The following is a 22,697-nucleotide window of genomic DNA, read 5'->3' as shown; positions in this document are numbered from 1 at the left end:
TTCCCCCGGGCGGCATTCAGGCGGCGTGGCGCAGCGGGCAGCGCCCTTGGGCGATATGGGCGGCGAAATCCCGCGCGAAAAGCTTCAGCCCGCTGGCCAGCGGCGCCATGGCCCCGGGGGCATGCGCGCAGAAGGTCCGCCCCGGCGGCCCCAGCATGCGGGTATGGCGACCTAGCTGTTCAATATCTTCGTGCGTACCCGTGCCGGCTTCGATCGCGGCCAGAAGACGCTCCACCCATGGCAGCCCATCCCGGCAGGGCGTGCACCACCCGCAGGATTCCTGTGCAAAGAAATGTTCCAGATTGTGAAGCATGCCGACGGGACAGGTGCGGTCATCCAGGATAATGGCCATGCCGGTTCCAAGGCGGCTTCCGGCTTTTTCCATCGCGCCATAATCCATGGGCACATCCAGCGCCGTCGTATCCACGAACGCGGTGGAGGCCCCACCGGGCAGCAGCGCGCGCAGCCCGTAGCCGGGGCGCATGCCACCGGCGCATTCCTCGATAATCTGGCGCAGTGGCGTGCCCATGGGCAGTTCCCATGCTCCCGGCCGCCGGACCCGGCCGCTCACGCCATAGATCTTGGTGCCGCCATCCTCCCCCCTGCCCAGGGCCAGAAACCATTCCGCCCCGTTGGTGATGATGTGGGGCAGGTTGCTCAGGGTCTCGACATTGTTCACGACGCTTGGCGCGCCCCATAACCCGCCGGTCTGGGGGAAGGGGGGCTTGCTGCGCGGGGTGGCGCGGCGGCCCTCCAGCGCGGTCAGCAGGGCAGTTTCCTCACCACATATGTAGCGTCCGGCACTGGAATGGACGTGGATGTCGAAACCGAAGCCGGAGCCCAGGATGTTGTCCCCCAGCCAGCCCTGCCGCCGGGCTTCGCCTATGGCCTGTTGCAGGCGTGCGCAGGCCAGGTGATATTCCCCACGCAGGAAAATGATGCCATGCCCGGCCTGCACGGCGTAGGCGGCTATGATCATCCCCTCGACAAGCTGGAGCGGGTTGCCTTCCATGAGCCAGCGGTCCTTGAAGGTGCCGGGTTCCATTTCATCGGCATTGGCGATGAGGTATTTGCGGCGCGCGGATGCGGGCTCCCGTGGCACGAAGCTCCATTTCTGCCCGGTCCCGAACCCCGCCCCGCCCCGCCCGCGCAGTTTCGAGCGCGTCACGATGTCAATGACATCGGCAGGCGCAAGGGTTCCGATTACCTTGCGCGTGGCCTGCCAGCCGCCACCACGTTCATAGGCCGCGCAGTCCGGCGGCCCGGCGGCGGGGTCGATCATGGCGGTCAGGGGACGATCGGAAGGCGGCATTACGGCTGCTCCTTCAGGGCCGCGATCAGGCGGTCGAGGGTCGTGGTGTCCACATCCCCATGCAGCGCGTCATCCACCAGCATGGCCGGGGCGTGGTCGCAATGTCCTATGCACACCGTGGGCAGCAGCGTGATGGCGTCATCCGCCGTGGTTTCCCCCGGCTGGATGCCCAGCGTCCGGCACAGATGGGCGCACAGGGGATCGCGCCCCATCATCCAGCACGAAACACTGTCACACAGCATGATGACGTGCCGCCCGACCGGCCTGCGGAACAGCAGGTTGAAATAGGTGGCGACGCCATCCAGATCATCCGCCGACATGCCCAGCAGGTCCGCCACTTCATGCAGGTGCGCCGTACTGATCCATCTGAAATGCTCCTGCACCAGCCGCAGGGCGGAGACCGCCGCCCCGCGCGGGTGAAGCTCCGCCCCGGCAAGGGCGACGATATCCGCCCGCAGGGCGGCGGGCAGGGGATCAGCGGTCGACATCGGCCATCACGAAATCAATGCTGCCCAGAATCGCGATCAGATCCGCGATCATGACGCCACGGCCGAGCAGCGGGATCATCTGCAGATGGGCAAAGGACGGCGTGCGGATACGGGTGCGGTAGGAAGTCGTCCCCCCATCGCTGATCAGGGTGTAGGCGTTCACGCCTTTCGTGGCTTCAATGCAGCAGCGTGCTTCCCCCGGTGGAATGACCGGCCCCCAGCTTACGCTGAGGAAGTGGTGGATCAGGGTTTCTATGTCATGCATCGTCCGGGGCCTGGGCGGGGGGGATACAAGGGGATGATCCGCCTTGATGGGGCCTGGGGGCATGTTGTCCACGCACTGGCGGATGATGCGCAGGCTCTGGCGTATTTCCGCGACGTGTACGGCCACGCGGTCGTAACAGTCGCCACTGGCGCCGGTGGGAATGTCGAATTCAAGCTGGTCGTAACAGGCATAGGGCGCATGGCGGCGGTAATCCCATGCCAGCCCCGTGGCGCGCAGTCCCGGGCCGGTTACGCCCCATTCCACGGCCTCGGTGGTGGTGTAGGCGCCCACCCCCTGCGTCCGGGCGCGAAAGATCGGGTTGCGCATGACCATCGCATCGTATTCATCCAGCCGTTTTGGCAGGTCATCAAGGAACGCGCGCACCAGTCCGTCCCACCCATCAGGCAGGTCCATGGCCACGTCCCCGATGCGGAACCAGGCCGGGTGCATGCGGAAGCCGCATATCGCCTCGATGATCCCGAACACGCGCTCCCGGTCGGTGAACATGTAGAAAACGGGGGAAAGCTGCCCCACATCCTGCGCCATCGTGCCGTAGAAGACGAGGTGACTGGCGATGCGGAACAGTTCCGCCAGCATGACGCGGATCATCTGCGCACGCGGTGGCACGGTCATGCCCGCCAGCGTCTCGACCGCCATGACGTAGGGAAAATTGTTCATGACACCGCCGAGGTAGTCCACCCGGTCGGTATAGGGGATGTAGGTATGCCAGGACTGGCGTTCGCCCATCTTTTCCGCGCCGCGATGGTGAAAGCCGATATCGGGCACCGCATCGACAATGCGTTCGCCCTCCAGTTGCAGCACGATGCGGAAGACCCCGTGCACGCTGGGGTGATTGGGGCCGAGGTTGAGGAACATGAAATCGCTATGCGCGCTGTGCCGCTTCATTCCCCACCGGGCGGGATCGAAGCGCAGGGCGTTCTGCTCGTGCGTTTCTTCTTCTTCGGTCAGGCTGTAGGGCGGCATTTCCGTGGCGCGGGCATGATGGTCCTTGCGCAGGGGGTGGCCGGTCCATGTAGGCGGTGTGAGGATGCGGCGCAGGAAGGGATGGTTCGTGAAATTTATGCCGAACAGATCCCATACCTCGCGTTCGTACCAGTTGGCGTTGGGCCACAGGTCGCTGATGGTGGGAAGGCCGGGGGCGGTTGCGCCCAGTGGCACCTTGATGCGCACTTCATCAGTACGGGTGGTGAGGGACATCAGGTGATAGACCACGGTGAAGGCGGCCTGCGGCTGTCCCTCGCGGTGGGTGCGTTCGCGTTCGTCTATGGCGCTCAGGTCAAGGAGCATGAGCGATGCGCTGGCATGTTCCTTCAGCGCGGCAAGGGTGGGGCGGAGGTCGTCCGCCGTAATCCACACGGTGGACACGCCATCACGCCCCGGCTGGGTGGCCAGCACGCCATGGGGGGAAAGCCGGGTGGAAATCCTTTCCACAAGGCCGCCCGTGTCGCCCCGCATGCATGAAGGGAAAAGGGTCGCGACCATGGGCGTCAGATCCCATCCGGCGTGCGGAGATCGCGCATGTTCCGGCGCATGTCCCGTTTCGCATCGCGCAGGCTGGGCGGCGTGACGGATTCCATGCCCTGCCCGCCCACCATCCAGCTTAAGGGACGGCGGTGCGTGCCGATGGATTCCTGGAGTAGCAAGAGCCCCTCCAGCAGGGCTTCGGGCCGGGGCGGGCAGCCGGGTACATACACATCAACCGGCAGGAAACTGTCCACGCCCTGCACCACGCTGTAAATATCGTACATGCCCCCTGAATTGGCGCATGAGCCCATGGAGATCACCCATCTCGGTTCCAGCATCTGGTCGTACAGATGCTGGATGACCGGGGCCATTTTAACGAACACGGTGCCTGAGATGACAATAAGGTCCGCCTCACGCGGGGTGGCGCGCAGCACTTCGGACCCGAAGCGGGCAATGTCGAACCGGCTGGTGAACGCCGTCGCCATTTCCACATAGCAGCACGACAGCCCGAAATTCAGCGGCCAGATGGAGTTCTTCTGCCCCCATGCGACAAAATCCTGCAATCGCCCCATGACAAGGTTGCGCCGTATGGTCTCGGTAAAGCTGGAGGGTGTCCGGCCTGCCGGCGTGCCGGCGGGGGAAGAAAGGGACCAGTTCATGACGCCACTCCCTTTTCACGGGGCGCGGGCGTGCGAAGGCGCGGGGCGGGCCCCCAGTCCAGTGCGCCCGCCCGCCACAGATAGGCGAGCGAGATGGCGAGAAAGATAATAAACAACAGGGCCGCGCCATACCCGATCCATCCAGTTTCGGTAACGACCGTGCCCCATGCAAATAAAAAAGCGGTTTCAACATCAAATATGACAAAGAACATGGCCAGCAGATAATACTGGACAGGCAGGCGCAGATGCGCCGACCCGGTCGGGATGATGCCGGATTCAAAAGGCATGGACAGGGAACGGCCCCGCGCGGCGCCGGTCCGTCGAGTTCCCGTCACGGCGGAAAGCCCGAGCATGCACGCAACAAGGCCCCCTACGGCAATGGCATAGATGACCACGGACCAGATATCGGAAGCATTTTCCATGACAGGGCCTTCCGTTCATGTTCGTTTTATTCTGTACGGAGATGTCTTGGGTACTGGTTTTCAGTATTGATGTTATGGCCGCGGCATGGCGGAGGGTGCGGGAGCATGGGCTCCATGCCGGTTTCCGGCAGGGTAAGGAAAGCCGGAAACCCCTGTTGATCGCTATACGCCGTGCCGGAAGGGAAGTTCCGGCACGATGGCGCTGAAGGACTTCTTTTTTGGTCCCGTTGCCCCGTCACATGATGCGGGCTGTCCATTCCGGCTTTCGGTTACATCCCTTCACGCCGGATCATCTGACAGGCAGGGCATGGCGGCACCATGCGGATGGCGCAACCGGCTGTCGAAGGTTCGCGGGGGTGTTTTCAGGGGTGAATCATAAGATATGATATAGGAAAATGGGCTGTATAAGAGCCGATCGCTGTAATGTGAGGCTTATGGAAACATGCTTTGAATATACCACATATATGTTATTTACATTAGTGGTTTACGGATTTTTCTATATATCGTAATAAGCACCCTGTTTGTCTTAATGGTATTTGAAATGAAATATATGCTCTTCATTGTCAGTGTTCTTCTTGCCGGCGGGACTGCGCATGCTGCTCCGCAGGTTTTCAGGGGACATTTTGATGGTGGGAATGGCCAACTGGCTCTGAACGAACAGACGGCCACGCTTTCCATGGATAAATCATCCTGTGTGGAAGAAGTAACCAATGTTTCCTATGCCAGAAAAGGAAACGTGATTGTACTTTTAAACCCATCTGAAGAAGAAGGCGCGAACTGCCACGTCATACTGACTGTCAGGGGCAATAACATTATTAGCAGCTACGAAGAAAAATGCGTAGCCAAACAGGTCGGAAGCTGCAATTTCAACATCACATTCCATTGACAGATATATAGCCATACCAAATGGATGGGCAGGGCTTCGATCTTTAAAGACCATTTCGACCCGGAGGGCGGGAAGCCACGGGGCCAGGAATCAGCCCCAGCCTGATCCGGTCTGCCATGCGCCTGTAACAGACCAGCAGGAATCGCCACGGGTAGGGCGGACGCCTGAATGCCTGCCCGATCCGCATGCGCGGCCCGGTACAAAGGGTTTGAACGGGAATGCTGGTTGCAAAAGGTGCTGCATGAATGCGCAGGTGCAGTATTCACAATTATATTTATAATAATTACAAAATAAAGTAATAATCAAATAATATGCTTTATATGTTCCATTAATTTATCATCAGGAACTTTCATAAGGTCTTTTTTTATAATATCAATTACCCTGGCGCGAACCCCTGGCCTGAGATGATTGACGATTTCAGCACTGCTGCGCGCAAGGGCGATGATCAGGAGTTCATTGTCAGACACCCGTTCATTGACCTGCCCGGCCACAAACCTCTCGAATGACTCCATCGCCATATGATGGGGGTCATGATGTGGGTTGAGGGCATGGTGCGCGGTGGAACCTGTATGGTAGGACGCCCCCGGCGCGTCATGCCCCATATCTGACGTGCGTTGATGGGCGGATATGGCATCGAAGGATGCAACGGTATGCAGGGCATGATTTTCACCCGGTTGCACAAACCGGGCATGTTCGCCATCGGCCATAACGATCAGGATGTTACGATGTGCAAACATTTTCCTTGGTCCTCATGGAAAGAGGGGCGGGGGGATTTCCGTGCTGCTGAACGGCTCCACAAAGGTCATGTTGTCGATGACCGAGACAACGCCCGGCACGTTTTCCGCCACGACGCGCGCCGCAACGCGAAGGCGTTCATCGGTAACCACGCCATTCAGTTCCACAATCCCGTTCTTTACGTCCACGCTGATAAAGTTGCCGCCCGCCCATCTGTCCTGGGTCCGGTATTCACGCAGGATCGACTCCTTGATGGTTTCATCGGCTACGGTCCTGGGTTCATCGCTGATGACAGGCAGCAGGGCGCGCAGCATGTCCGCCCGTGACACCACGCCCACCAGTCGTTCGTTCCTGACAACGGGCAGGCGTCTCACATGGTGGCGGGTCATCATGTCAACGGCTTCGTGCAACGATGCTTCGGGGGAGATCGTAACAGGTTCGTTCGACATGATTTCACTGACCCTGCGCCCGTGGGTGTGGACATATTCACTGGCGTGCTTTCCGGAAGATCGGAGCAGGCTCTGTATCCATGATGGTTTCTTTTCGGTCTGCAGTTCGCTGCGCCGCATGAGATCCCCTTCCGTAAGAACCCCCACAAGTTGTCCGTTCGGCGTGACTACAGGCAGGCCACTGATCTTATGCGACAGCATAAGGCGCAGAGCCGTCGTGATGGTTTCGGTCGGTTCTATGCTGATGGCTGGCGCCGTCATGATGTTCTTGATTTGCATGAGAACACACCCTTGTTTTCTTTTTTTGAAAAAGCCGCAAGTGAAGACCGTCGCCAACAGTAATGGTTCAGTCGGGCCGCATCATGGTAAATACAGTGTGCCGGGTATTGTAAAAATTATCCGGGGTCAGAGCGGGATCCCACCCCCGGCATCATTCCTCTTTTGCCTGTGCGGGCCTGACGGGAATGATTTTTTCGTCTTTTTGGGCTTCGGGGGTTTTGGGCAGGCTGACCGTCAGTAGCCCGTTACTGAATGAAGCGTCTATTTTGGCCGTATCGACCCCTTCGGGGATCGGGAACGAGCGCATGAATGAACCGAAGCGGCGTTCCGAATAATGGTAATTCTTCTGCTCCTCCGTGCTTTCTTCACATTTTTCACCGCGAATGCTCAGAACATTTCCCGAGACCTTGAGCTCGATGTTCTTTTCATCCATTCCCGGCAGTTCCGCGACAAGGGTGTAGGCGGTGTCCTTTTCCACCACGTCGATGGCGGGAACGATATTGAACGCGGCCTCCCGTGGCGACCACAGGCGTTCAAAGCCGGATATGGGCCGTCGCCATAGTGTGGAGGGGAAATCCTCGAATACACGATCCAGTTCCCGCCTCAGGGTATCGAATACCGGCCGGGAAGGAGAAGGGGCGGCAGTGGTGGCTGTTTCGGTTTCCGTTTTTGGCGGAATCCTGTTGACGTCCGTCATGGTTGTTCCTCCTGTTCATTATGGTTTTCGGCGCCAGGAAGCTTTGGGTCGGGAAGGTGCTGTCCCGGTTCTCTCGCTGCATGTATTTGCGCGACAAGGCGGATGACATCGGTATCTTCCACCTGCGAAAAATTCCGATAATAGGCGCCAACGGCATAAAAGGGATGCGGTTGCAGCAGGCATACGATCTGATCGCATTCGCTGGCAAGCATCGCAAGGATGTCGGATGGCGCGACAGGCACGGCCAGCACAAGCCGGGCCGGCCGGTTTTTGCGCACGGCGCGAAGGGCCGCCTGCATCGTGCCGCCCGTGGCGATGCCGTCATCAACGACAATCACGACCCGATCGGTTACCGGCGCGAGCTGCCGGTTTTCCACGTACAGGCGGCGCTGGCGTTCGATTTCGGAAAGCTGCCGCTTTACAATGCCCCGGATGGTTTGCGCATCAATTCCAAATTTCTGTACTGTGGATTCATCAAGAACGACCTGTGGGTCGATACCGTCCACGACGGCGCCGAAACCATATTCCTCATGCCCGGGCAGGCCGATCTTGCGTACGAACAGCAGATCCATGTCGGCATGGAGTGCTTTCGCCACCTCGAATGCGATCGGCACGCCGCCACGCGGCAGTGCCAGGACCACGGGGCGGGACGCGGCCAGCGGGGCAAGCTCCGTCGCCAGCGCACGCCCTGCTTCCCGCCGGTTCCTGAAGGATGCGGTACGGTCCAATGGCATTGTTTCCCTTGCGCCCAAAGCAGGCAGGCGTGCGGGAAACGTGCGGTGGGTTCGTATCGTTCAGTTGCGCCCACCTGATCGGGCGGGCGCTGCGTGCCTTAATCTATGGCGATGGTCGCCTCACTGGTCAGGACACGGAACACGAAGCTTTCCTGAAGATAGAGTTCGACCGTTTCCGCTGAATGCCCCAGATAACCAATGGAAAAATCCTGCCCGATATCAAGGGCGAGATCCCCGCCGCGCATTGATATGACAAAGGCCCCCTCGATAGCCGGGGCCCAGATGAGCTTGCCGTCGATGATGCTTTCGATGTGCCTGCGCACGGGGTATCCATCCTCGTCACCACTATTGACGGCCAGATAGGCCTGCGCCCCCAGCACGACCGAATAAGGGCCATTCACCCCGGCCAGACGCAACGCGCTCAGGGCCTCGGCTATGACATGCGGATAATCCCTGGCCTGTGCGGGCAGTTTCAGGTGGGGGTTCGACGTGCCTTGGCGGATGCCGGAAATGCCAGCGGCCGTATAGCCGTTAAAGATGGCGCGATCCTCGGAAAAGGCGATTCTCTGGGCCGCGTCCTTGACCGGCTGCCAGTCCGCATCGAGCGCGCCACGTTCCACGGAATCGATTTCCTGGCGTGATAGGGTAAAGGGAACCCGCAGTTCCACCAGCGGCAGGACTTCACGGCGCAGGGCATGAATACCCTCGCCGGGCGCGTCGATCTGCGTGCCCCGCCCGGTGCCGATACCGGCAAGGTCCGTTCCCCTGGGTTCCGATGTATCGACAACCCGGCGCCCGGCAAGATGGCGGCGGATGGTACGCGCGGCTTCTTCCTCGATCTGCGTCCAGGCGGCGCTGGAAATGGGGGCCAGATGTCTGTGGAGATTGTTCATGTCAGGCGTCCTTTTTCAATGATCCGATCCCAAGCGAGCCATCATGCGGCTGCGGGACCTGCTGCAGGGGGGAGGGTTCAGGGGCGGCGGGCTGTCCGTCCGTTTGCAGGTTCGGTGCGTTATCCAGGAATTCGGCGGAGGGAATGAAGAACAGCGCGCCCGTAACAGCGATGCTGACATCAAGCAGCCTGTCGTAATTGCCGGGCGGCTTGCCGATGAACATGTTGCGCAGCATCTGTTCCGTGCGCGCGGGGGAACGCGCGTACCCGATGAAGTAGGTGCCGAACTCACCCTTGCCGACTTCGCCAAAAGGCATGTTGTCGCGCACGATCTGGAGTTGCTGGCCGTTTTCCTCGATGTTGGTGAGGACGTTATGGGCGTAGCTGGGCTTGGCCGCGTCCGCCAGCTCGATGTCCGATACCTTCCTGCGGCCGATGATGTGCTCCTGCACTTCGGTCGGGATGGCGTCCCACTTCTTCAGGTCGTGCAGGTATTTCTGCACGATGACATAACTGCCCCCGGCAAAGGCGGGGTCTTCATCCCCGATGATGGTGGATTCAAGGGCGACCTGTCCCGACGGGTTCTCGGTTCCGTCCACGAAGCCGAGCAGGTCGCGCGCGTCGAAATATTTGAATCCGTGGACTTCATCCACGATGTCCGCCGCCCCTTCCAGTCGGGAGACGATGGCCGTGGCCAGTTCGAAACACAGGTCCATCCGCGTCGCGCGGATATGGAAGAGCAGGTCGCCTGGGGTCGAGGGGGCATGGTGCACGCCCCGGATCTCCTCGAACGGGTGGAGTTCGCTGGGGCGTGGAGTGCCAAAGAGTTGATCCCAGGCATTCGAACCGATGCCGGTAATGCAACTTAACCTTCCATCGGGGATACGGAACCCGACACCACGTACCAGAGAGGAGAGATCCCCCAGCAGCCCCCGGACCTGCGTGCTGGCCGATATGTCCGTATGGAGGGTCGCAACAAGAAAAACCGCAGCCTGGGTCAGTTTCGTATCAATGGGTTGAGATGTGGCCAACGGACTGAAACTCCTGCAGGTGGCGTTCGCTCAAGATAGAGAGACGTCCAGCATAGGCGCATGATTATTCGTGGCAAGGTAACGGATACAGGAAAATAACCGGACCCATCACAAATCCATCACGGTGATAACCGGCATGCATAATATTATAAGCAGAAGGTCTTGGACGCATGGCGGCAGGCGAGCCTAGCAAGGACCGTGGACCGTCGGGGCATGTCTGGCAGGCAGGATATGGTTGCGGGCGCATGCGTGGCCGGAAGCGCGCCACGGTATCGATTTCCGATGACTGTCGTGCGGCAGAAACGCCAGTGTCCCGCCTTTGGGAAAGTATAGATGTACACTGCTCATGATCTTGCGCTGGTTCTTGCGCGCTTTCAGTTCGCCTTTACCGTAGGCGTCCATATTGTCTTTCCGGCTTTCTCGATCGGGCTGGCGGCCTATCTCGCCGTTCTGGAGGGGCTGTGGCTGAAGACCGACCGCCAGGTTTTTCTTGACCTGTACCGTTACTGGATCAAGGCGTTTTCGGTTGTCTTTGGCATGGGCGTCGTGTCCGGTCTGGTCATGTCCTATGAATTCGGCACGAACTGGGCGGTCTTTTCCCGAAAGGCCGGGCCGATCACCGGCGTACTCCTGTCCTATGAGGTAATGACCGCCTTCTTTCTGGAGGCGGGCTTTCTTGGCGTCATGCTGTTTGGCATGAACAAGGTCGGGCGTGGGCTGCATTTTGCCGCGACCTGCTGCGTCTCGGTTGGCACGCTGATTTCCATGACATGGATTCTGGCGTCGAATTCATGGATGCAGACCCCGCGCGGCTATACCATAGACCCGGCCACGGGGCGTTTCCTGCCCGCTGACTGGCTGGCCATCATTTTCAACCCGTCCTTTCCGTTCCGGCTGGTCCATATGGGGCTGGCGGCCTTCCTGTCCGTCGCGTTTGTCGTGGGGGCCACGGGGGCGTGGCATATGCTCAGGGCGCGCCGGGAGGGAAGGATCGCAAGCGAGCCGGTCCGGGTCATGTTTTCCATGGCCATGTGGATGGCGGCCATTGTCGCGCCCGTGCAGATTCTGGCCGGTGACGCCCATGGCCTGAACACGCTGAAATACCAGCCGGTCAAGATCGCCGCGATGGAGGGGGACTGGGAAAGCAGGGGGCGGGCCACCGAACTGCTGTTCGGCATCCCGAACATGAAAACGGAACGGACGGATTACGCTGTAGGGATCCCGCTTGCGGGTTCGCTGATCCTGACGCACAGCCTTGACGGCAAGGTGCCGGGCATGAAGGACTTTCCGCGCGATCAGCGGCCGCCGTCACAGATCATTTTCTTTTCGTTCCGCATCATGGTCGGCCTTGGTGTCCTTATGGCGCTGGTCGGGTTCTGGTCGCTGTGGCTGCGGCGCAGGCGCGCTCTGTTTCGCACGCCCGCCTTCCACCGTGTGGTCGTGTGCATGGCGCCCGCCGGGTTTCTGGCGCTGCTGTGCGGCTGGGTCACCACCGAAGTGGGGCGTCAGCCATGGACCGTCTATGGCCTGCTGAGAACGTCCGACAGCGTATCGCCCATCGTCCTGTCCAGCATGGCGGTGACGATAACGGCCTTCGTGGTCGTGTATGTGATCGTGTTCGGATCGGGCCTGGGCATTCTGGTCCGTCTTCTGGGGCATGCCCCGCAGGAAGGCGAGCCGGTCACCAGCCCCGCGCATGCCTCCGACATTCTGGCGACGCATACGCACCCGGCGGTTATCGACCCCTCTTCCGGCAAAGGAGCCTGACCCATGATGGACTTTGCATACTGGCTCCCCATTGTATGGGCCGTGATTCTGGTGGCCGCGATCAGCATCTATGTCATTCTCGACGGGTTTGACCTTGGCATCGGCATGCTGTTCATGCTGGAACGCCATGAGGGCCGCCGCGACGTGATGATCAACACGATCGCGCCGGTGTGGGATGGGAACGAGACGTGGATGGTGCTGGGTGGCGCGGTGCTTTACGGGGTTTTTCCCGGGGCTTACGCAACGCTTCTGCCCGCTTTCTACCTGCCGATCGTGCTTATGCTGCTGGCGCTGATCTTTCGTGGTGTCGCATTCGAATTCCGTGTCATGACCCGGGGCAGGGCGCATGAAGGGCTGTGGGATGTCGGTTTCATGGCCGGATCGGCCGTTGCGGCATTCTGTCAGGGTGCGATCCTTGGCGGGGTCATTCAGGGCGTTACGGTTACCCAAGGCGCTTTCGCGGGTAGCCCGCTCGACTGGCTGACGCCGTTCAGTGTCCTGTGCGGGTTATCCGTCATGTGCGGGTACGCCCTGCTTGGCGCGACGTGGCTGGTGTGGCGTACGACCGATGTGCTGGAAGCTTCCTGCCGCCGTTGGGCCGGATGGCTGGCGGTCGGCCTCTTCTGCGGCATTGTCGCGGTCAGCCTGTGGACCCCGCTGCTGCATGCGCCCTATCTGCGCCGCTGGACCGACTGGCCGAACATCATCCTTGTCGCCCCGGTGCCGGTTCTGGTTGTCGTGCTTGGTGGCCTGCTTGTCAGGGGGTTGCGGCGCGGACATAGCCGGGTGCCGTTCCTGTGCGCCCTTGGCTGGTTCTTCCTGTGCCTTTCCGGGCTGGGGATCACGGTCTGGCCATATGCCGTGCCGCCGGGGCTGACACTGTGGGATGTCTCATCCCCGCCGTCGAGCCAGCTCTTTCAGCTAGTCGGTACCGTCATCCTGCTGCCGATTATCCTGACCTATACCATTTATTCCTACCGTGTGTTCCGGGGAAAGGTGACGGAAGCAGATGGCTATCATTGATATTATGCATGCAAGGGGAGATGGCGCGCCACGGCATCTGGGCGTGCGGATCGGATGGTTTGTCGCCATCTGGGCGCTGAGCACCACGGCATTTTTCGTGGCGGCGTCGCTGCTTCACCTGCTGGTTCCCAGATAAGGGACCGCTTATGACCCCCGATAAATCATAAGGAAGTTTTTGGTGAAGATTTTTTCCAAAAAAACTTCGGGAAACGCCGCCTTTTGGAAAAAAGGCGGCGCCCGGAAACTTTTGAATAGTTCGTAAGCAAAAGGGCGCGGGATACTGTCCCGCCCAGTGAAGGTGGTAACCGCCCCTAGAAATTATAATGCAGGTTGCACCCAACCCAGCGGGGTGTCTGGAGGTACTGGGCGCGGCTGTTATCGCTTCCGGTAAAGGAATAGATGTCGCCATGCCTGTTCATCAGGTTGTCCACATAGACGGATGCCGACCACTTTCCGGTTTTGGGGCCGAACTCCATGCGCAGCCCCAGCGAACTGATCTTGCTGCTTTCGCCATTGGGGTCGCCCAGGTCAACCAGCATGTTGTCTTTCCATGTATAGCTGGCCTGCAGCGTCATGCGGTAACGGTCTATATCAATGCCGTAGCGAACCACGGCGTCCCATGAAAAGCGTGGCGCGAACGGCAGCGCGGAGTGGGCGGTGACGTTGGACAGCAGCGGCAGGCCGCCGATTGAACTCACCGCGCTGATCGCCTGCGCGTCAAGATAGGCAAACGAGGCCCGCAGATCCAGGTTGGGGATCACGTTGCGCCAGGTGCCCGACAGTTCGCCGCCCCGTGTCCGCGCACGCGGGATGGGCCCGAGGCTGAGGGATGTCACATTGCCGGGCATTTCCGCGACAAACAGCGTCTGGCGATTATGGTATTCGTAATCGAACAGGGAGCCGTTGATAATCAGTTTGTCATGCAGCAGGCTTGATTTCACACCTACTTCATAGGCGATCAGGTTTTCGGGCCGCACATAATCCAGCGCCTGGGGCGCGGTGACAGGAGCCGAGAAATAGGTGCCCGCCTTGTACCCGTTCGAGATGGTGCCATATACAAACGTACCCGGAACGATCTTGTAGCGCAGGCCGACCCGCCCGGTGAAGCGTTCATATTCATGGTTCTGGTCAAGATAGGACAGGTGCGATCCCGGCACCCCGCTCAGGATACCGTTGTCATCGGTCGTGCCCCCGTGGAAACCGCGCTCATCATACGAAAAACGCCCGGCGGCAATAAAGTCGAGCTTCCTGGTAATATTCGTTACGGTATTTACATAGACACCGGTTGACAGGTTCTGCTGCGAAAAATGATCGCTGAAATTGGCCTCGGGCACGCCTTCCAGATAACCGCGATAGCTGGTGTAATCACCATCGATCTTGTCATATGATTCGTAAACGCCGACTGTCAGATGGAATATCCTGGCGATATTCGTCTGCAGGTGCATGTCATGCGACTGCGCGATGTAGGTGTCATTCCAGTGGTAGTCACCAATATTGACCGATTCACCATCGTAATTGTCGTAAAGCGAGCGACGATAGAAATCGATGCCACTGGTGGATGTGAAGGTGCCGAAATCAAAGTTACGGTTGAAGGTCAGCGAGACACCGCCACCGTTTTCATTACGTCCCACCCGATTGTTGCCAACGCTGACCTGATTGTAGCTGGGGTTCGGCCCGACGCCCACGGTGGGGTCCGTATCCTGCGGGGAAGTGGGCGTGCCACGGTCGCGGGTGTAATGAAGGTTCAGCAGAAGGGACGATTTATCGTCGATAACGAATTTCGTCAGGTTGCGCATTGACAGCAGATCCTGCGCGCCATAGCGCTGGTTCGTATGGATGTCATGCTGCCAGCCATCCCCGTTGACATAGCTGAAGGCGGTCCGGTTGAAGATGCGCTTGGTAATCGGTACGTTGATGGCGAACTTGCCGGTATTCGTGTTGTAGCTGCTGTAGCCCCAGTCCAGATAGCCGCCGAATTTGTCCGTGGGCTTTACGGATTCGATATTCATGCTGCCGCCGGTCGTGCTGCGGCCTGATTCGAACCCCTGCGGCCCCTTTTCGATATTGATGTTGTCCACATCGAACATCTGCCCGTTATAGAGTGCGGGATAAGGTGCGAACACACCATCAAGATAGATGCCGATCCCCCCCATGTTGGTGCCGCTGTAGTCATCCAGCCCCACGCCACGGATGGAGAAGATCGGCGTGCTGCCCGATGTCGCGTTGACCGCGGTCACGCCGGGTGTGAACGCCGCTATTTCCTTGGGGCTTACGATGTGCAGGTCCTGGAGTTCCTGCCCGCTCATCGTATCGACGGTGCCGACCTTGTTCTGGAACCGGGCGGTACGCGCGCGCTGGACATGGATGGTTTCCAGCGCGGTGGAGCGCACGGCCGCCGGATGCTGGCCGGGTTGCGCCGTCCGGCTGTGGGGTACGCCGTGCGTTGCGGCGGTGGTGGACTGGGCAAGGGCGGGAATGGTCGAGACGGTACTGAGCAGGAACGATGCCAGCAACGCGCGCTGATACGTGGACTGTACCATGGGGGGTAGGGAAATATGGCGCGGCAGATGCCGGGCACGAGAACGCCTTTTCATGTCTACAGCCCTTATGCGTGGTCGTGGGGGGAGGGGGAGCGGAAGCGGCGTATGGTGGGCTTGGTTCCGGTCAGGAAATATCTGCCTTGTGCGGGAGGGGGAAATGACCTGGCCATGGTATCCCTTGCATGGTGCGCCGAGATGCAGCGTCAGTGGTTATATTTCATTATTATTTAACAATGAAACCGCAGGCGTTCGTTTGAAATATTGTAAATCTTACTTTCGTCCCTTGCCATACGTTACTGTTCAGCAACGTATCATCTGGTCCAGAAAAGCGCGCGCGCGTTCCGTTTTCGGGTTTGTAAAGAATTCGTCAGGCGGTGTAATCTCAAGTATACATCCCTGATCCATAAAGATGATACGGTCGGCAATATGCCGTGCAAACCCCATTTCGTGGGTGACGCAGAGCGTCGTGATCCCCCGCTGGGCCAGGTCGTTCACGATGCTGACGACACCGGAAATGGCTTCCGGGTCAAGGGCGGCCGTCGGTTCGTCGAACAGCATGACATCGGGCTGCATGCACAGCGCGCGCGCGATGGCCACGCGCTGCTGCTGGCCACCGGAAAGCTGGATCGGATATTTGTTGGCCTGTTCGAGTATGTTGACCTGTGTCAGGAAACGGCGCGCCATCTGTTCGGCATCGGTCCGGCTGGTCGCGCGTACGAGCCGGGGGGCGAGGGTGCAGTTGTCAATAACGCTCAGGTGCGGAAACAGGTTGTAGTTCTGGAACACCATCCCGACCATGCCGCGCAGTTGTGTCAGGCTGGTATGTTCATTGATGAGTTTGCCATTGATGGTCAGGCTGCCGCTGGAATGGGGCTCGATACGGTTGAAACAGCGGATAAGGGTCGATTTTCCCGACCCGGACGGCCCGAGGACGACAATCTTCTCTCCGCGCCGGACATCGAAGTTCAGCCGGTCAAGGGCAAGGAAATCCTTGTAGAGCTTGCTGAGATTGCGCACCGAGATCATCACGGACGGATCGTTATCAATATCAGGGTTCATTTGCACTCGCCTTGTGACGGTCAGCCCAGGCAAAACGGCGCTCGACCCGCTTCTGGACAAACAGGAAGAAGAAGACCATCGCCAGATAATACACCAGGGCAGCCGCATAATATTCGGTAAACTCGAATGTGCGCGCGACCTGTATCTGGGTTACGGACAGAAGTTCCTGCAACGATATGACCGAAGCCAGCGAGGTCGTTTTGAGAAGGTTGATGAACTCGTTGATGGTGGGCGGCAGCGCGATCCGCAACGCCTGCGGGAAAATGACATGGAAATAGACCTGCCTGCGGTTCATGCCCAGCGCATCGGCCGCCTGTTCCTGCCCCTTGTCCACCGCGGACAGGGCCGCGCGGTTGATTTCAACCTGATAGGCCGATTCATTGATGGACAGGGACAGCCATGTCGCCAGGAACGGGGTGAACCATTCCTCACGGAACACAGGAAAGAACTGCGGCAGTGCGTTCCAGATGAACAGCAGTTGCAGCAGTGTCGGCGCGCCCCGGAAAATCGAGACATAGACCCGTAGCGCCTGCTTGAGGATGGAGTCCGGGCCATTAAGGGTGATCGCCATCGGCACGGAAATGACGATGGCCGTAAGATGGGACAGCACGGCCACGCTCAGCGTAATGAGCGCGCCGCGCAGGAAAGCGCCCGAGCCCAGGGCGGACAGGAAGGTCGCCCAGCGGAAGCCCGGCGCCTGCGCGGGCTGCGTGAACGCGTCCCTGCCGTTATCGCCTATGGCCCATTTTTTCTTGATCGCGGCGATCGTACCGCTGGTTTCCAGTGTCGCGATGGCTGATTCGACGCTCTGGCGGTCATGGGCGTTCTTGCGGATGTAGATCGCGAAATTGCGGTATTCCGGGTAATCGGGTTCCAGAATGATGTTGACCTTGCCGTGCAGCTGTTTTTGCCGAAAATAGAGTTCGACATCCTGGCTGGCAAAGGCAAAGACCCGGCCGATCAGCACCTGCTGGACCACTTCGTCTTCGGTCGGGTACTGCTGGATCGTGATCGGCGCGTGCCCGGCGGCGACAAGCAGGTCGTTCTCGCGGCCGATGCGGGCCGCGTAGCTGGTGCCCGACTGCACGGCCACGGCTTTGCCGGACAGGTCGGCCATGGACGTGATCCGGGGCGTACCCGCCCGCGCCACCACAACCAGCGCCGTGTCCAGATAGGTGATGGCGTCGAAATTCTTCTCGCGCTCGGGCAGCTTGATGATGCCGCTTATGACCATGCCGCACCGCTGCGCGGCCAGGCTGGGGAACAGGCCCACAAAATCCATGGGTGTCGTGACCAGCTTCACGTTCCAGTACCGGGCCAGGGCCTGAGCCAGATCCATGTCCACCCCCGCCATGGCCGTGGCGTCCGTGCCGTTTACGAACGTCATGGGCGGCAGGGTGGGGTTCGTGCAGACCGTCAGCGTGCCATCATGCACAAACTCCGGCTGGTCCGCCGCCCGGGCAGGCGTGTTGACAAGGGACAGGGTGATCAGGCTGGCCAGGACCAGAAAACATTTCCGTACGAACGCGCGGGGGCGGGGGACAGGCATGAAAAGGCTACTCCGTGCCGGAACGGGCGGATGGGTCAGGGGTGGATGAAGGGGGACTAGCACGCATCTTCGAGAATCGTCCGGAACGTTTCGACCATCAGGCCGGTTTCGGGGGAGGAACGGACAAGAAAATGGAAGCTGGTGATCAGGTGCAGGTCACCAAAGCTGATATGCCGCAGCAGCCCGTCACGTAGCAGCGGGCGGGCGAAGGCTTCGGGCAGGAAACCGATATAATTGCCCGACAGGATCAAAAGCGCGCGGGAATCCACGTTTTCCGCCGCCGCCGCGAATGTCATCCGGTCGCGCATGTCCTCCCACCGTAACGACTGGGCTGCGTCCGAGACCTCGATCATGTTCTGCGCGGCCAGCGTGGCGGTGGTGATCTCGGCCTCGGGAACGGTGAAGAGCGGATGGCGCTGGCCGCAATAGAGATTCAGCCGTTCGGTGAACAGCGTCGTATCATGCATGTCCGGCTGGTGGTGGGCATACAGGGTAATGCCCGCCGTCGCCTGCCCGTTCAGGACCGCGAACTCCACCTCCCGTGTCGAGGCGGAACGTACGTCCATGAATACATCGGGGTGGCGGGTGGTGAACGTCTCGATCGCGCGGATGATCGCGGTTTCGCCATGCACCTGGGTATTGTCGGGCACATACAGGCAGAACCGACCGGACAGAACGCCGCTGGCGTCGTTGATGCGCTGCTGGAACCGGCTTATGTCAGCCTGTAGCTGGTCCGTCGCTTCCAGCACCATCCGGCCTTCGGCGGTCAGGGAAAAGCCGCTGCGGCCCCGCAGGCACAGGGTCAGGTTCAGCCGGTTTTCCAGCGCGGAAATGTCGATGCTGATGGACGATTTGCTTTTGCCCAGCGCGATTTCCGCCGCCGAGAAACCGCCGCGCTCCGCCACGGTGCGGAACACGCGCAACAGGCGCAGGTCCACTTCGGCGATCTGGCCGTTGAAGCCGCCACCACGGTGGCCGCGCGCCGCGCGGCGCGCCGGAAAGGACTTGACCGATGCGACGGATGGCGAGCGTGTCATGCGCGGCGGTTTCCTTCGTAAGCGAACATAGGACATAGGCAGACGGATGCGTCTGATGCTATCAGGAGAGTAACAAAGCGTATGGAGATGGTTGGGGAATCTCATTGGCAGAAATGGCCAATTGGTTGTCCTGATTATCCTGCTTCGTAACGACTTTCAGGGTTGCGGGCACAGGGAAGAGAGGAGGGCCGGTGATAGATGCAGGTGTTGTCCGTTGATCCTTTTTGTCCTGATCCGCACGCCCCGCGTCCGGACGGAGGCTATGACCCGCATCGCGTCATGATCCAGATTCCGGGCATGCACCTTAATAAACTGCTGGGTGTGCTGGAAGACAGGCAGCTTTCGGTCGCGCATGTGCTCGAACGCTTCGGCCTGGACCGCGCGGACCTGCGGCGGGGCGGGTCACAGATTCTTTATGGCGATTATGTCCGGATCCTGGATGGCATCCTGCTTGATGTCGATATGGCGGGGCTGGGCTTCCTTGCGGGGCGGCATATCAACGCGGCCGATTTTGGCGTGGTGGGCTATGCCTGCATCAGCGCGCCCACATGGCGGGAGGCGATAAGCCGGTTCATCCGCTACCAGTCCCTTCTGGGCTACGGTATCCGCGTGCGGCAGAGCCTGAGCGAGGACGCGGAACATGCCGTGATCAGCTCCCATGTGCTGGCGGACCTGCCGCAGCGCACGGCCATGTACCTGGTGGAGGAATGGCTGGGAAACTGGAGCGCGTGGCTGGAACGCAGCGGGCTTGAATTCGCTGAAATCCAGTTGACCTTCCCCCGGCCCGGCCATGCCGATCTTTACAGGCGGTATTTCTCATGCCCGGTACGCTTCGCCTGTGGTGAAAACCGCATTGTGATCCGGCGCAACCATCTGGATGACATGCCGGAAATGGCCAATGACATCGCGGCCGATGTCATGGCGGAATATTGCGACAACATGCTTGCGCGCATCAATGGCAGCCTCAGTATTGGCGAACGGGTCCGCCACAGTATCAGCGCGCAGTTCCTCTCCCCGCTTGAGCCACGCCCGACGCTGGCTGTCGTGGCGCGGGATCTGGGCATGGGAACCCGCACGCTGCGGCGCATGCTGGCGGTGGAGGGGGTGCGGTTTCAGGATCTGGTCAATGAATACAAGGCCCAGCTTGCCCGCAAATTACTGCGTGAAAGTAACCGGTCCATCAAGGAAATCGGGTTTTCCCTTGGCTATACGGAGGTTTCGGGCTTCCACCGCGCCTTCCGTTCATGGACCGGACAGACCCCCAGCGCCTATCGTGATGGGGGCGGCGCGGCGCACATGGATGATGACGCCGGGCTAAATTAATGAAAATGCAAAGTAAACTATGAACCATTGATATTTGGGCGGATCGGCATGTTCGGGTATCGTTTCGAAATCCAGAGGATAATCTATCCGGTCATTTGCTAAGGATTTCAAGATAATGGTAGCGAACCGCTGGTTTATTGACAGTGAAACCGGGGACCTGGCCGATGTCCTTCTGTGCCCGCCCGACTATTATTCGTGGATCCCGAGCAATGACATCGCCATCCAGAGCATGGCCAATGGCGTCAGGATCGACCGCGCGGCCCTGAAGGCGCAGTTTGGCGAACTGGTCGATGCCCTGAAGGGGGCGGGGGTAAGCTGTCATTACCTGACGGCGAAGGAGGGCATGCCGTATGAGGTCTATACCCGCGACAGTTCCCAGACCACCCCGTTCGGCACGGTCGTAACGCGTCTGTCCCGCCCCGAGCGCAAGGGGGAGGAAGAACAGATCCGCGCCTTCTACAGCCCGGACGAGATCTGGAAAACCTGCACCAAAGGGAATATCGAGGGCGGAGACATCCACATCATCCGCCCCGGACTGCTGGCGGTCGGGGTCAGTGGCGGCCGCACGGATGAAGCCGGGGCCGCCGAGTTCATCGGCTGGTTCGAGGAAGCCGGATGGACCTGCCGGATGATCCGCTTTCCCGAGCATTTCCTCCATCTGGATGTCATTTTCACAATGGTGGCGGAAAATCTTGCAATCGCGGCGGTGGATGTCATCGCGGATGAGGATCTGGACTGGTTCCGCCAGCAGGGCATCCGCCTGCTTCCGGTATCCTACAAGGAAGCGATGCGCGATATGGGGTGCAACGTACTCGCATTGGGGCAGGGGCGTATTGTCAGTCCGCACCACTCGACACGGATCAACCAGATGCTGCGCGCCGAGGGGCTGACGGTGTTCGATCCTGAACTGAACCAGTTTTCCCAGGGTGGCGGCAGCGTGCATTGCATGACCATGCCATTGCGCAGGAAGTCGTTGCAGTCCGCATAAAGGGCGGATGACGTGTGGCGCGGATAATGGTCCTGTGGGTATTCGCGATTTGCCGATATTGACGCATCCTGCCTGATGACGAAAACGGCTGACACGCCACAGCGCAAGGATAGGGATACATGGTCAGGCTGGTCATAAGCGCGGACGGCCCGGCGGCGGCCGGGGGATGGCGCGATGCGTTCCACGGCATCGCGCCGGAGCTGGATGTCTGCTCGTGGTACGAGCCGGGGCTGGATCTGGCCCATGTCGATTATGCGCTGGTCTGGCACCCCATATCGGCCGACCTGGCCCGCATGGCGCATCTCAGGGGCATCATATGCACCGGGGCAGGTGTCAACCACCTGCTTCACGACCCGGCCTTTCCCGTGCATGTCCCGCTTGTGCGCATGGGCGGTGAGCAGACGGCGGCCCTCATGGCGGATTACGTGCTGTGGGCGGCGCTGGGCCTGCTGCGTGATTCCCGCACATGGGCCGTCCAGCAGCAGCGCGCCGTGTGGAAGAATAACCGGATTTCACGCACCTGTAGCGAAGCCCGGGTCGGGATCATGGGCATGGGCCATCTGGGGGGGCATGTGGCCCGACACCTCCATCATGTCGGGTTTACCGTGGCGGGGTGGCGGCGTTCGGCACGCGAACTGCCGGGAATTGAGGTTTTTTCCGGCAATGATGCATTGCCGGCCTTTCTGGGTGAACTGGACATACTGGTCAATCTCCTGCCCAGCACCCATGAAACGCGCGGCATGATCAATCATGCCCTTCTGGGGGCGCTGCCGCGTGGCGCGGGCTTCATCAATGTCGGGCGCGGCAACCATGTCATTACGGACGACCTGCTGCGCGCGCTTGATGAAGGGCAGGTGGGGGCCGCGGTTCTTGATGTCACGGACCCCGAACCCCTGCCGGCGGACCATGCGCTATGGCGTCACGAACGCGTAACGATCACCCCCCACGTGGCCTCCGAAGCCTCGCGTGAGGCGCAGGTCCGTTACGTTCGCGATGTCATCGGCCAGATGGAGCGCCATGAGCGGCCTGCCCTCATATGCGATCCGGCGCGGGGGTACTGAGTGTCGGTATGACAGG

22 protein-coding genes are annotated in these 22,697 nt (G+C 60.1%); 7 read left to right on the top strand and 15 right to left on the bottom strand.

The window, feature by feature from the left end; genetic code table 11:
* Positions 1-16: 16 nt before the first annotated feature.
* Genes nuoF through LDL28_RS06750 form a run of 5 tightly spaced genes read right to left on the bottom strand, consistent with a single transcriptional unit; the run spans position 17 to position 4,631 of the window.
* Positions 17-1,312 (bottom strand): NADH-quinone oxidoreductase subunit NuoF, encoded by a 1,296-nt coding sequence (nuoF, locus tag LDL28_RS06770; RefSeq protein ID WP_233057868.1) that lies wholly within the window; start codon positions 1,310-1,312, stop codon positions 17-19.
* Entirely contained in the window at positions 1,312-1,800 is a 489-nt protein-coding gene (gene nuoE / locus LDL28_RS06765) for an NADH-quinone oxidoreductase subunit NuoE (RefSeq protein ID WP_233057867.1), read from the bottom strand. The genes nuoF and nuoE overlap by 1 nt, the downstream gene beginning before the upstream one ends.
* Positions 1,787-3,541 carry an NADH-quinone oxidoreductase subunit C/D gene (gene nuoC / locus LDL28_RS06760; RefSeq protein ID WP_370636367.1) on the bottom strand — a complete coding sequence of 585 codons (1,755 nt, stop codon included), beginning with the start codon at positions 3,539-3,541 and terminating at the stop codon, positions 1,787-1,789. The genes nuoE and nuoC overlap by 14 nt, the downstream gene beginning before the upstream one ends.
* Before the next feature lie 32 nt (positions 3,542-3,573).
* Positions 3,574-4,209, bottom strand: coding sequence for an NADH-quinone oxidoreductase subunit B family protein (locus tag LDL28_RS06755; protein ID WP_233057865.1), 636 nt, complete (start codon positions 4,207-4,209; stop codon positions 3,574-3,576).
* Complete coding sequence (locus LDL28_RS06750; RefSeq protein WP_233057864.1) at positions 4,206-4,631, bottom strand: NADH-quinone oxidoreductase subunit A; 426 nt, start codon at positions 4,629-4,631, stop codon at positions 4,206-4,208. Before LDL28_RS06750 ends, LDL28_RS06755 begins: the two co-directional genes overlap by 4 nt.
* A gap of 541 nt (positions 4,632-5,172) precedes the next feature.
* Here LDL28_RS06750 and LDL28_RS06745 point away from each other — a divergent pair.
* Positions 5,173-5,517: a hypothetical protein gene (locus tag LDL28_RS06745; RefSeq protein ID WP_233057863.1), complete on the top strand. Its 345-nt coding sequence runs from the start codon at positions 5,173-5,175 to the stop codon at positions 5,515-5,517.
* Between the two features lie 302 nt (positions 5,518-5,819).
* Here the strand turns inward: LDL28_RS06745 and LDL28_RS06740 are convergent, their stop codons facing one another.
* From LDL28_RS06740 to LDL28_RS06715, 6 genes are all read right to left on the bottom strand, one after another.
* Positions 5,820-6,254, bottom strand: a complete 435-nt coding sequence (locus LDL28_RS06740) for a host attachment protein (protein ID WP_233057862.1) — start codon at positions 6,252-6,254, stop codon at positions 5,820-5,822.
* 12 nt (positions 6,255-6,266) lie between these two features.
* A complete protein-coding gene (locus tag LDL28_RS06735; RefSeq protein WP_233057861.1) occupies positions 6,267-6,980 on the bottom strand; it encodes a CBS domain-containing protein in 714 nt (237 codons plus the stop codon).
* A 151-nt stretch (positions 6,981-7,131) separates the two neighbouring features.
* Positions 7,132-7,677: an Hsp20/alpha crystallin family protein gene (locus LDL28_RS06730; protein ID WP_233057860.1), complete on the bottom strand. Its 546-nt coding sequence runs from the start codon at positions 7,675-7,677 to the stop codon at positions 7,132-7,134.
* Positions 7,674-8,411: a phosphoribosyltransferase gene (locus tag LDL28_RS06725; RefSeq protein WP_370636263.1), complete on the bottom strand. Its 738-nt coding sequence runs from the start codon at positions 8,409-8,411 to the stop codon at positions 7,674-7,676. Before LDL28_RS06725 ends, LDL28_RS06730 begins: the two co-directional genes overlap by 4 nt.
* 98 nt (positions 8,412-8,509) lie before the next feature.
* Complete coding sequence (locus tag LDL28_RS06720) at positions 8,510-9,304, bottom strand: family 1 encapsulin nanocompartment shell protein (RefSeq protein ID WP_233057858.1); 795 nt, start codon at positions 9,302-9,304, stop codon at positions 8,510-8,512.
* Between the two features lies 1 nt (position 9,305).
* Entirely contained in the window at positions 9,306-10,334 is a 1,029-nt protein-coding gene (locus LDL28_RS06715) for a Dyp-type peroxidase (protein ID WP_233057857.1), read from the bottom strand.
* A 333-nt stretch (positions 10,335-10,667) separates the two neighbouring features.
* Between LDL28_RS06715 and LDL28_RS06710 the strand changes: the two genes are divergently transcribed.
* The 3 genes from LDL28_RS06710 to LDL28_RS06700 are packed head-to-tail and all read left to right on the top strand — an operon-like array spanning position 10,668 to position 13,260.
* A complete protein-coding gene (locus LDL28_RS06710) occupies positions 10,668-12,101 on the top strand; it encodes a cytochrome ubiquinol oxidase subunit I (protein ID WP_233057856.1) in 1,434 nt (477 codons plus the stop codon).
* A 3-nt stretch (positions 12,102-12,104) separates the two neighbouring features.
* Entirely contained in the window at positions 12,105-13,124 is a 1,020-nt protein-coding gene (gene cydB / locus LDL28_RS06705) for a cytochrome d ubiquinol oxidase subunit II (RefSeq protein ID WP_233057855.1), read from the top strand.
* Positions 13,111-13,260, top strand: a complete 150-nt coding sequence (locus tag LDL28_RS06700) for a DUF2474 family protein (protein ID WP_233057854.1) — start codon at positions 13,111-13,113, stop codon at positions 13,258-13,260. Before cydB ends, LDL28_RS06700 begins: the two co-directional genes overlap by 14 nt.
* Positions 13,261-13,435: 175 nt before the next feature.
* Here the strand turns inward: LDL28_RS06700 and LDL28_RS06695 are convergent, their stop codons facing one another.
* The 4 genes from LDL28_RS06695 to LDL28_RS06680 form a co-directional block, all read right to left on the bottom strand.
* Positions 13,436-15,718: a TonB-dependent receptor gene (locus LDL28_RS06695; RefSeq protein ID WP_233057853.1), complete on the bottom strand. Its 2,283-nt coding sequence runs from the start codon at positions 15,716-15,718 to the stop codon at positions 13,436-13,438.
* A 246-nt stretch (positions 15,719-15,964) separates the two neighbouring features.
* The gene (locus tag LDL28_RS06690) at positions 15,965-16,723 is read right to left on the bottom strand and encodes an amino acid ABC transporter ATP-binding protein (protein WP_370636262.1); all 759 of its coding nucleotides are present in this window, start codon (positions 16,721-16,723) and stop codon (positions 15,965-15,967) included.
* On the bottom strand, positions 16,713-18,272 hold the full coding sequence (locus LDL28_RS06685; protein WP_233057852.1) for an ABC transporter substrate-binding protein/permease: 1,560 nt from the start codon (positions 18,270-18,272) through the stop codon (positions 16,713-16,715). Before LDL28_RS06685 ends, LDL28_RS06690 begins: the two co-directional genes overlap by 11 nt.
* 56 nt (positions 18,273-18,328) lie before the next feature.
* Positions 18,329-19,309: a LysR family transcriptional regulator gene (locus LDL28_RS06680; protein ID WP_233057851.1), complete on the bottom strand. Its 981-nt coding sequence runs from the start codon at positions 19,307-19,309 to the stop codon at positions 18,329-18,331.
* Between the two features lie 297 nt (positions 19,310-19,606).
* Here LDL28_RS06680 and LDL28_RS06675 point away from each other — a divergent pair, with 297 nt between their 5' ends.
* From LDL28_RS06675 to LDL28_RS06665, 3 genes are all read left to right on the top strand, one after another.
* Positions 19,607-20,632 carry an AraC family transcriptional regulator gene (locus LDL28_RS06675; RefSeq protein ID WP_233057850.1) on the top strand — a complete coding sequence of 342 codons (1,026 nt, stop codon included), beginning with the start codon at positions 19,607-19,609 and terminating at the stop codon, positions 20,630-20,632.
* A gap of 115 nt (positions 20,633-20,747) precedes the next feature.
* Positions 20,748-21,620, top strand: coding sequence for a dimethylarginine dimethylaminohydrolase family protein (locus LDL28_RS06670; RefSeq protein ID WP_233057849.1), 873 nt, complete (start codon positions 20,748-20,750; stop codon positions 21,618-21,620).
* A 119-nt stretch (positions 21,621-21,739) separates the two neighbouring features.
* Positions 21,740-22,681 (top strand): glyoxylate/hydroxypyruvate reductase A, encoded by a 942-nt coding sequence (locus LDL28_RS06665; RefSeq protein ID WP_233057848.1) that lies wholly within the window; start codon positions 21,740-21,742, stop codon positions 22,679-22,681.
* Positions 22,682-22,697: the final 16 nt, after the last annotated feature.

The sequence above is a fragment of the Komagataeibacter sp. FNDCR2 genome (assembly GCF_021295395.1).
GTDB lineage: Bacteria > Pseudomonadota > Alphaproteobacteria > Acetobacterales > Acetobacteraceae > Komagataeibacter.
This window is presented reverse-complemented; position numbering and strand designations above follow the sequence as displayed.

Coding starts and splice junctions, on each gene's coding strand:
- LDL28_RS06740 (WP_233057862.1), bottom strand. CDS start 6,254: ATGTTTGCACATCGTAACATCCTGATCGTTATGGCCGATGGCGAACAT.
- LDL28_RS06730 (WP_233057860.1), bottom strand. CDS start 7,677: ATGACGGACGTCAACAGGATTCCGCCAAAAACGGAAACCGAAACAGCC.
- LDL28_RS06725 (WP_370636263.1), bottom strand. CDS start 8,411: ATGCCATTGGACCGTACCGCATCCTTCAGGAACCGGCGGGAAGCAGGG.
- nuoE (WP_233057867.1), bottom strand. CDS start 1,800: ATGTCGACCGCTGATCCCCTGCCCGCCGCCCTGCGGGCGGATATCGTC.
- LDL28_RS06680 (WP_233057851.1), bottom strand. CDS start 19,309: ATGACACGCTCGCCATCCGTCGCATCGGTCAAGTCCTTTCCGGCGCGC.
- LDL28_RS06675 (WP_233057850.1), top strand. CDS start 19,607: ATGCACCTTAATAAACTGCTGGGTGTGCTGGAAGACAGGCAGCTTTCG.
- nuoF (WP_233057868.1), bottom strand. CDS start 1,312: ATGCCGCCTTCCGATCGTCCCCTGACCGCCATGATCGACCCCGCCGCC.
- LDL28_RS06745 (WP_233057863.1), top strand. CDS start 5,173: ATGAAATATATGCTCTTCATTGTCAGTGTTCTTCTTGCCGGCGGGACT.
- LDL28_RS06695 (WP_233057853.1), bottom strand. CDS start 15,718: ATGAAAAGGCGTTCTCGTGCCCGGCATCTGCCGCGCCATATTTCCCTA.
- nuoC (WP_370636367.1), bottom strand. CDS start 3,541: ATGCGGGGCGACACGGGCGGCCTTGTGGAAAGGATTTCCACCCGGCTT.
- LDL28_RS06710 (WP_233057856.1), top strand. CDS start 10,668: ATGTACACTGCTCATGATCTTGCGCTGGTTCTTGCGCGCTTTCAGTTC.
- LDL28_RS06670 (WP_233057849.1), top strand. CDS start 20,748: ATGGTAGCGAACCGCTGGTTTATTGACAGTGAAACCGGGGACCTGGCC.
- LDL28_RS06720 (WP_233057858.1), bottom strand. CDS start 9,304: ATGAACAATCTCCACAGACATCTGGCCCCCATTTCCAGCGCCGCCTGG.
- LDL28_RS06690 (WP_370636262.1), bottom strand. CDS start 16,723: ATGAACCCTGATATTGATAACGATCCGTCCGTGATGATCTCGGTGCGC.
- LDL28_RS06665 (WP_233057848.1), top strand. CDS start 21,740: ATGGTCAGGCTGGTCATAAGCGCGGACGGCCCGGCGGCGGCCGGGGGA.
- LDL28_RS06750 (WP_233057864.1), bottom strand. CDS start 4,631: ATGGAAAATGCTTCCGATATCTGGTCCGTGGTCATCTATGCCATTGCC.
- LDL28_RS06685 (WP_233057852.1), bottom strand. CDS start 18,272: ATGCCTGTCCCCCGCCCCCGCGCGTTCGTACGGAAATGTTTTCTGGTC.
- LDL28_RS06755 (WP_233057865.1), bottom strand. CDS start 4,209: ATGAACTGGTCCCTTTCTTCCCCCGCCGGCACGCCGGCAGGCCGGACA.
- LDL28_RS06735 (WP_233057861.1), bottom strand. CDS start 6,980: ATGCAAATCAAGAACATCATGACGGCGCCAGCCATCAGCATAGAACCG.
- LDL28_RS06700 (WP_233057854.1), top strand. CDS start 13,111: ATGGCTATCATTGATATTATGCATGCAAGGGGAGATGGCGCGCCACGG.
- cydB (WP_233057855.1), top strand. CDS start 12,105: ATGATGGACTTTGCATACTGGCTCCCCATTGTATGGGCCGTGATTCTG.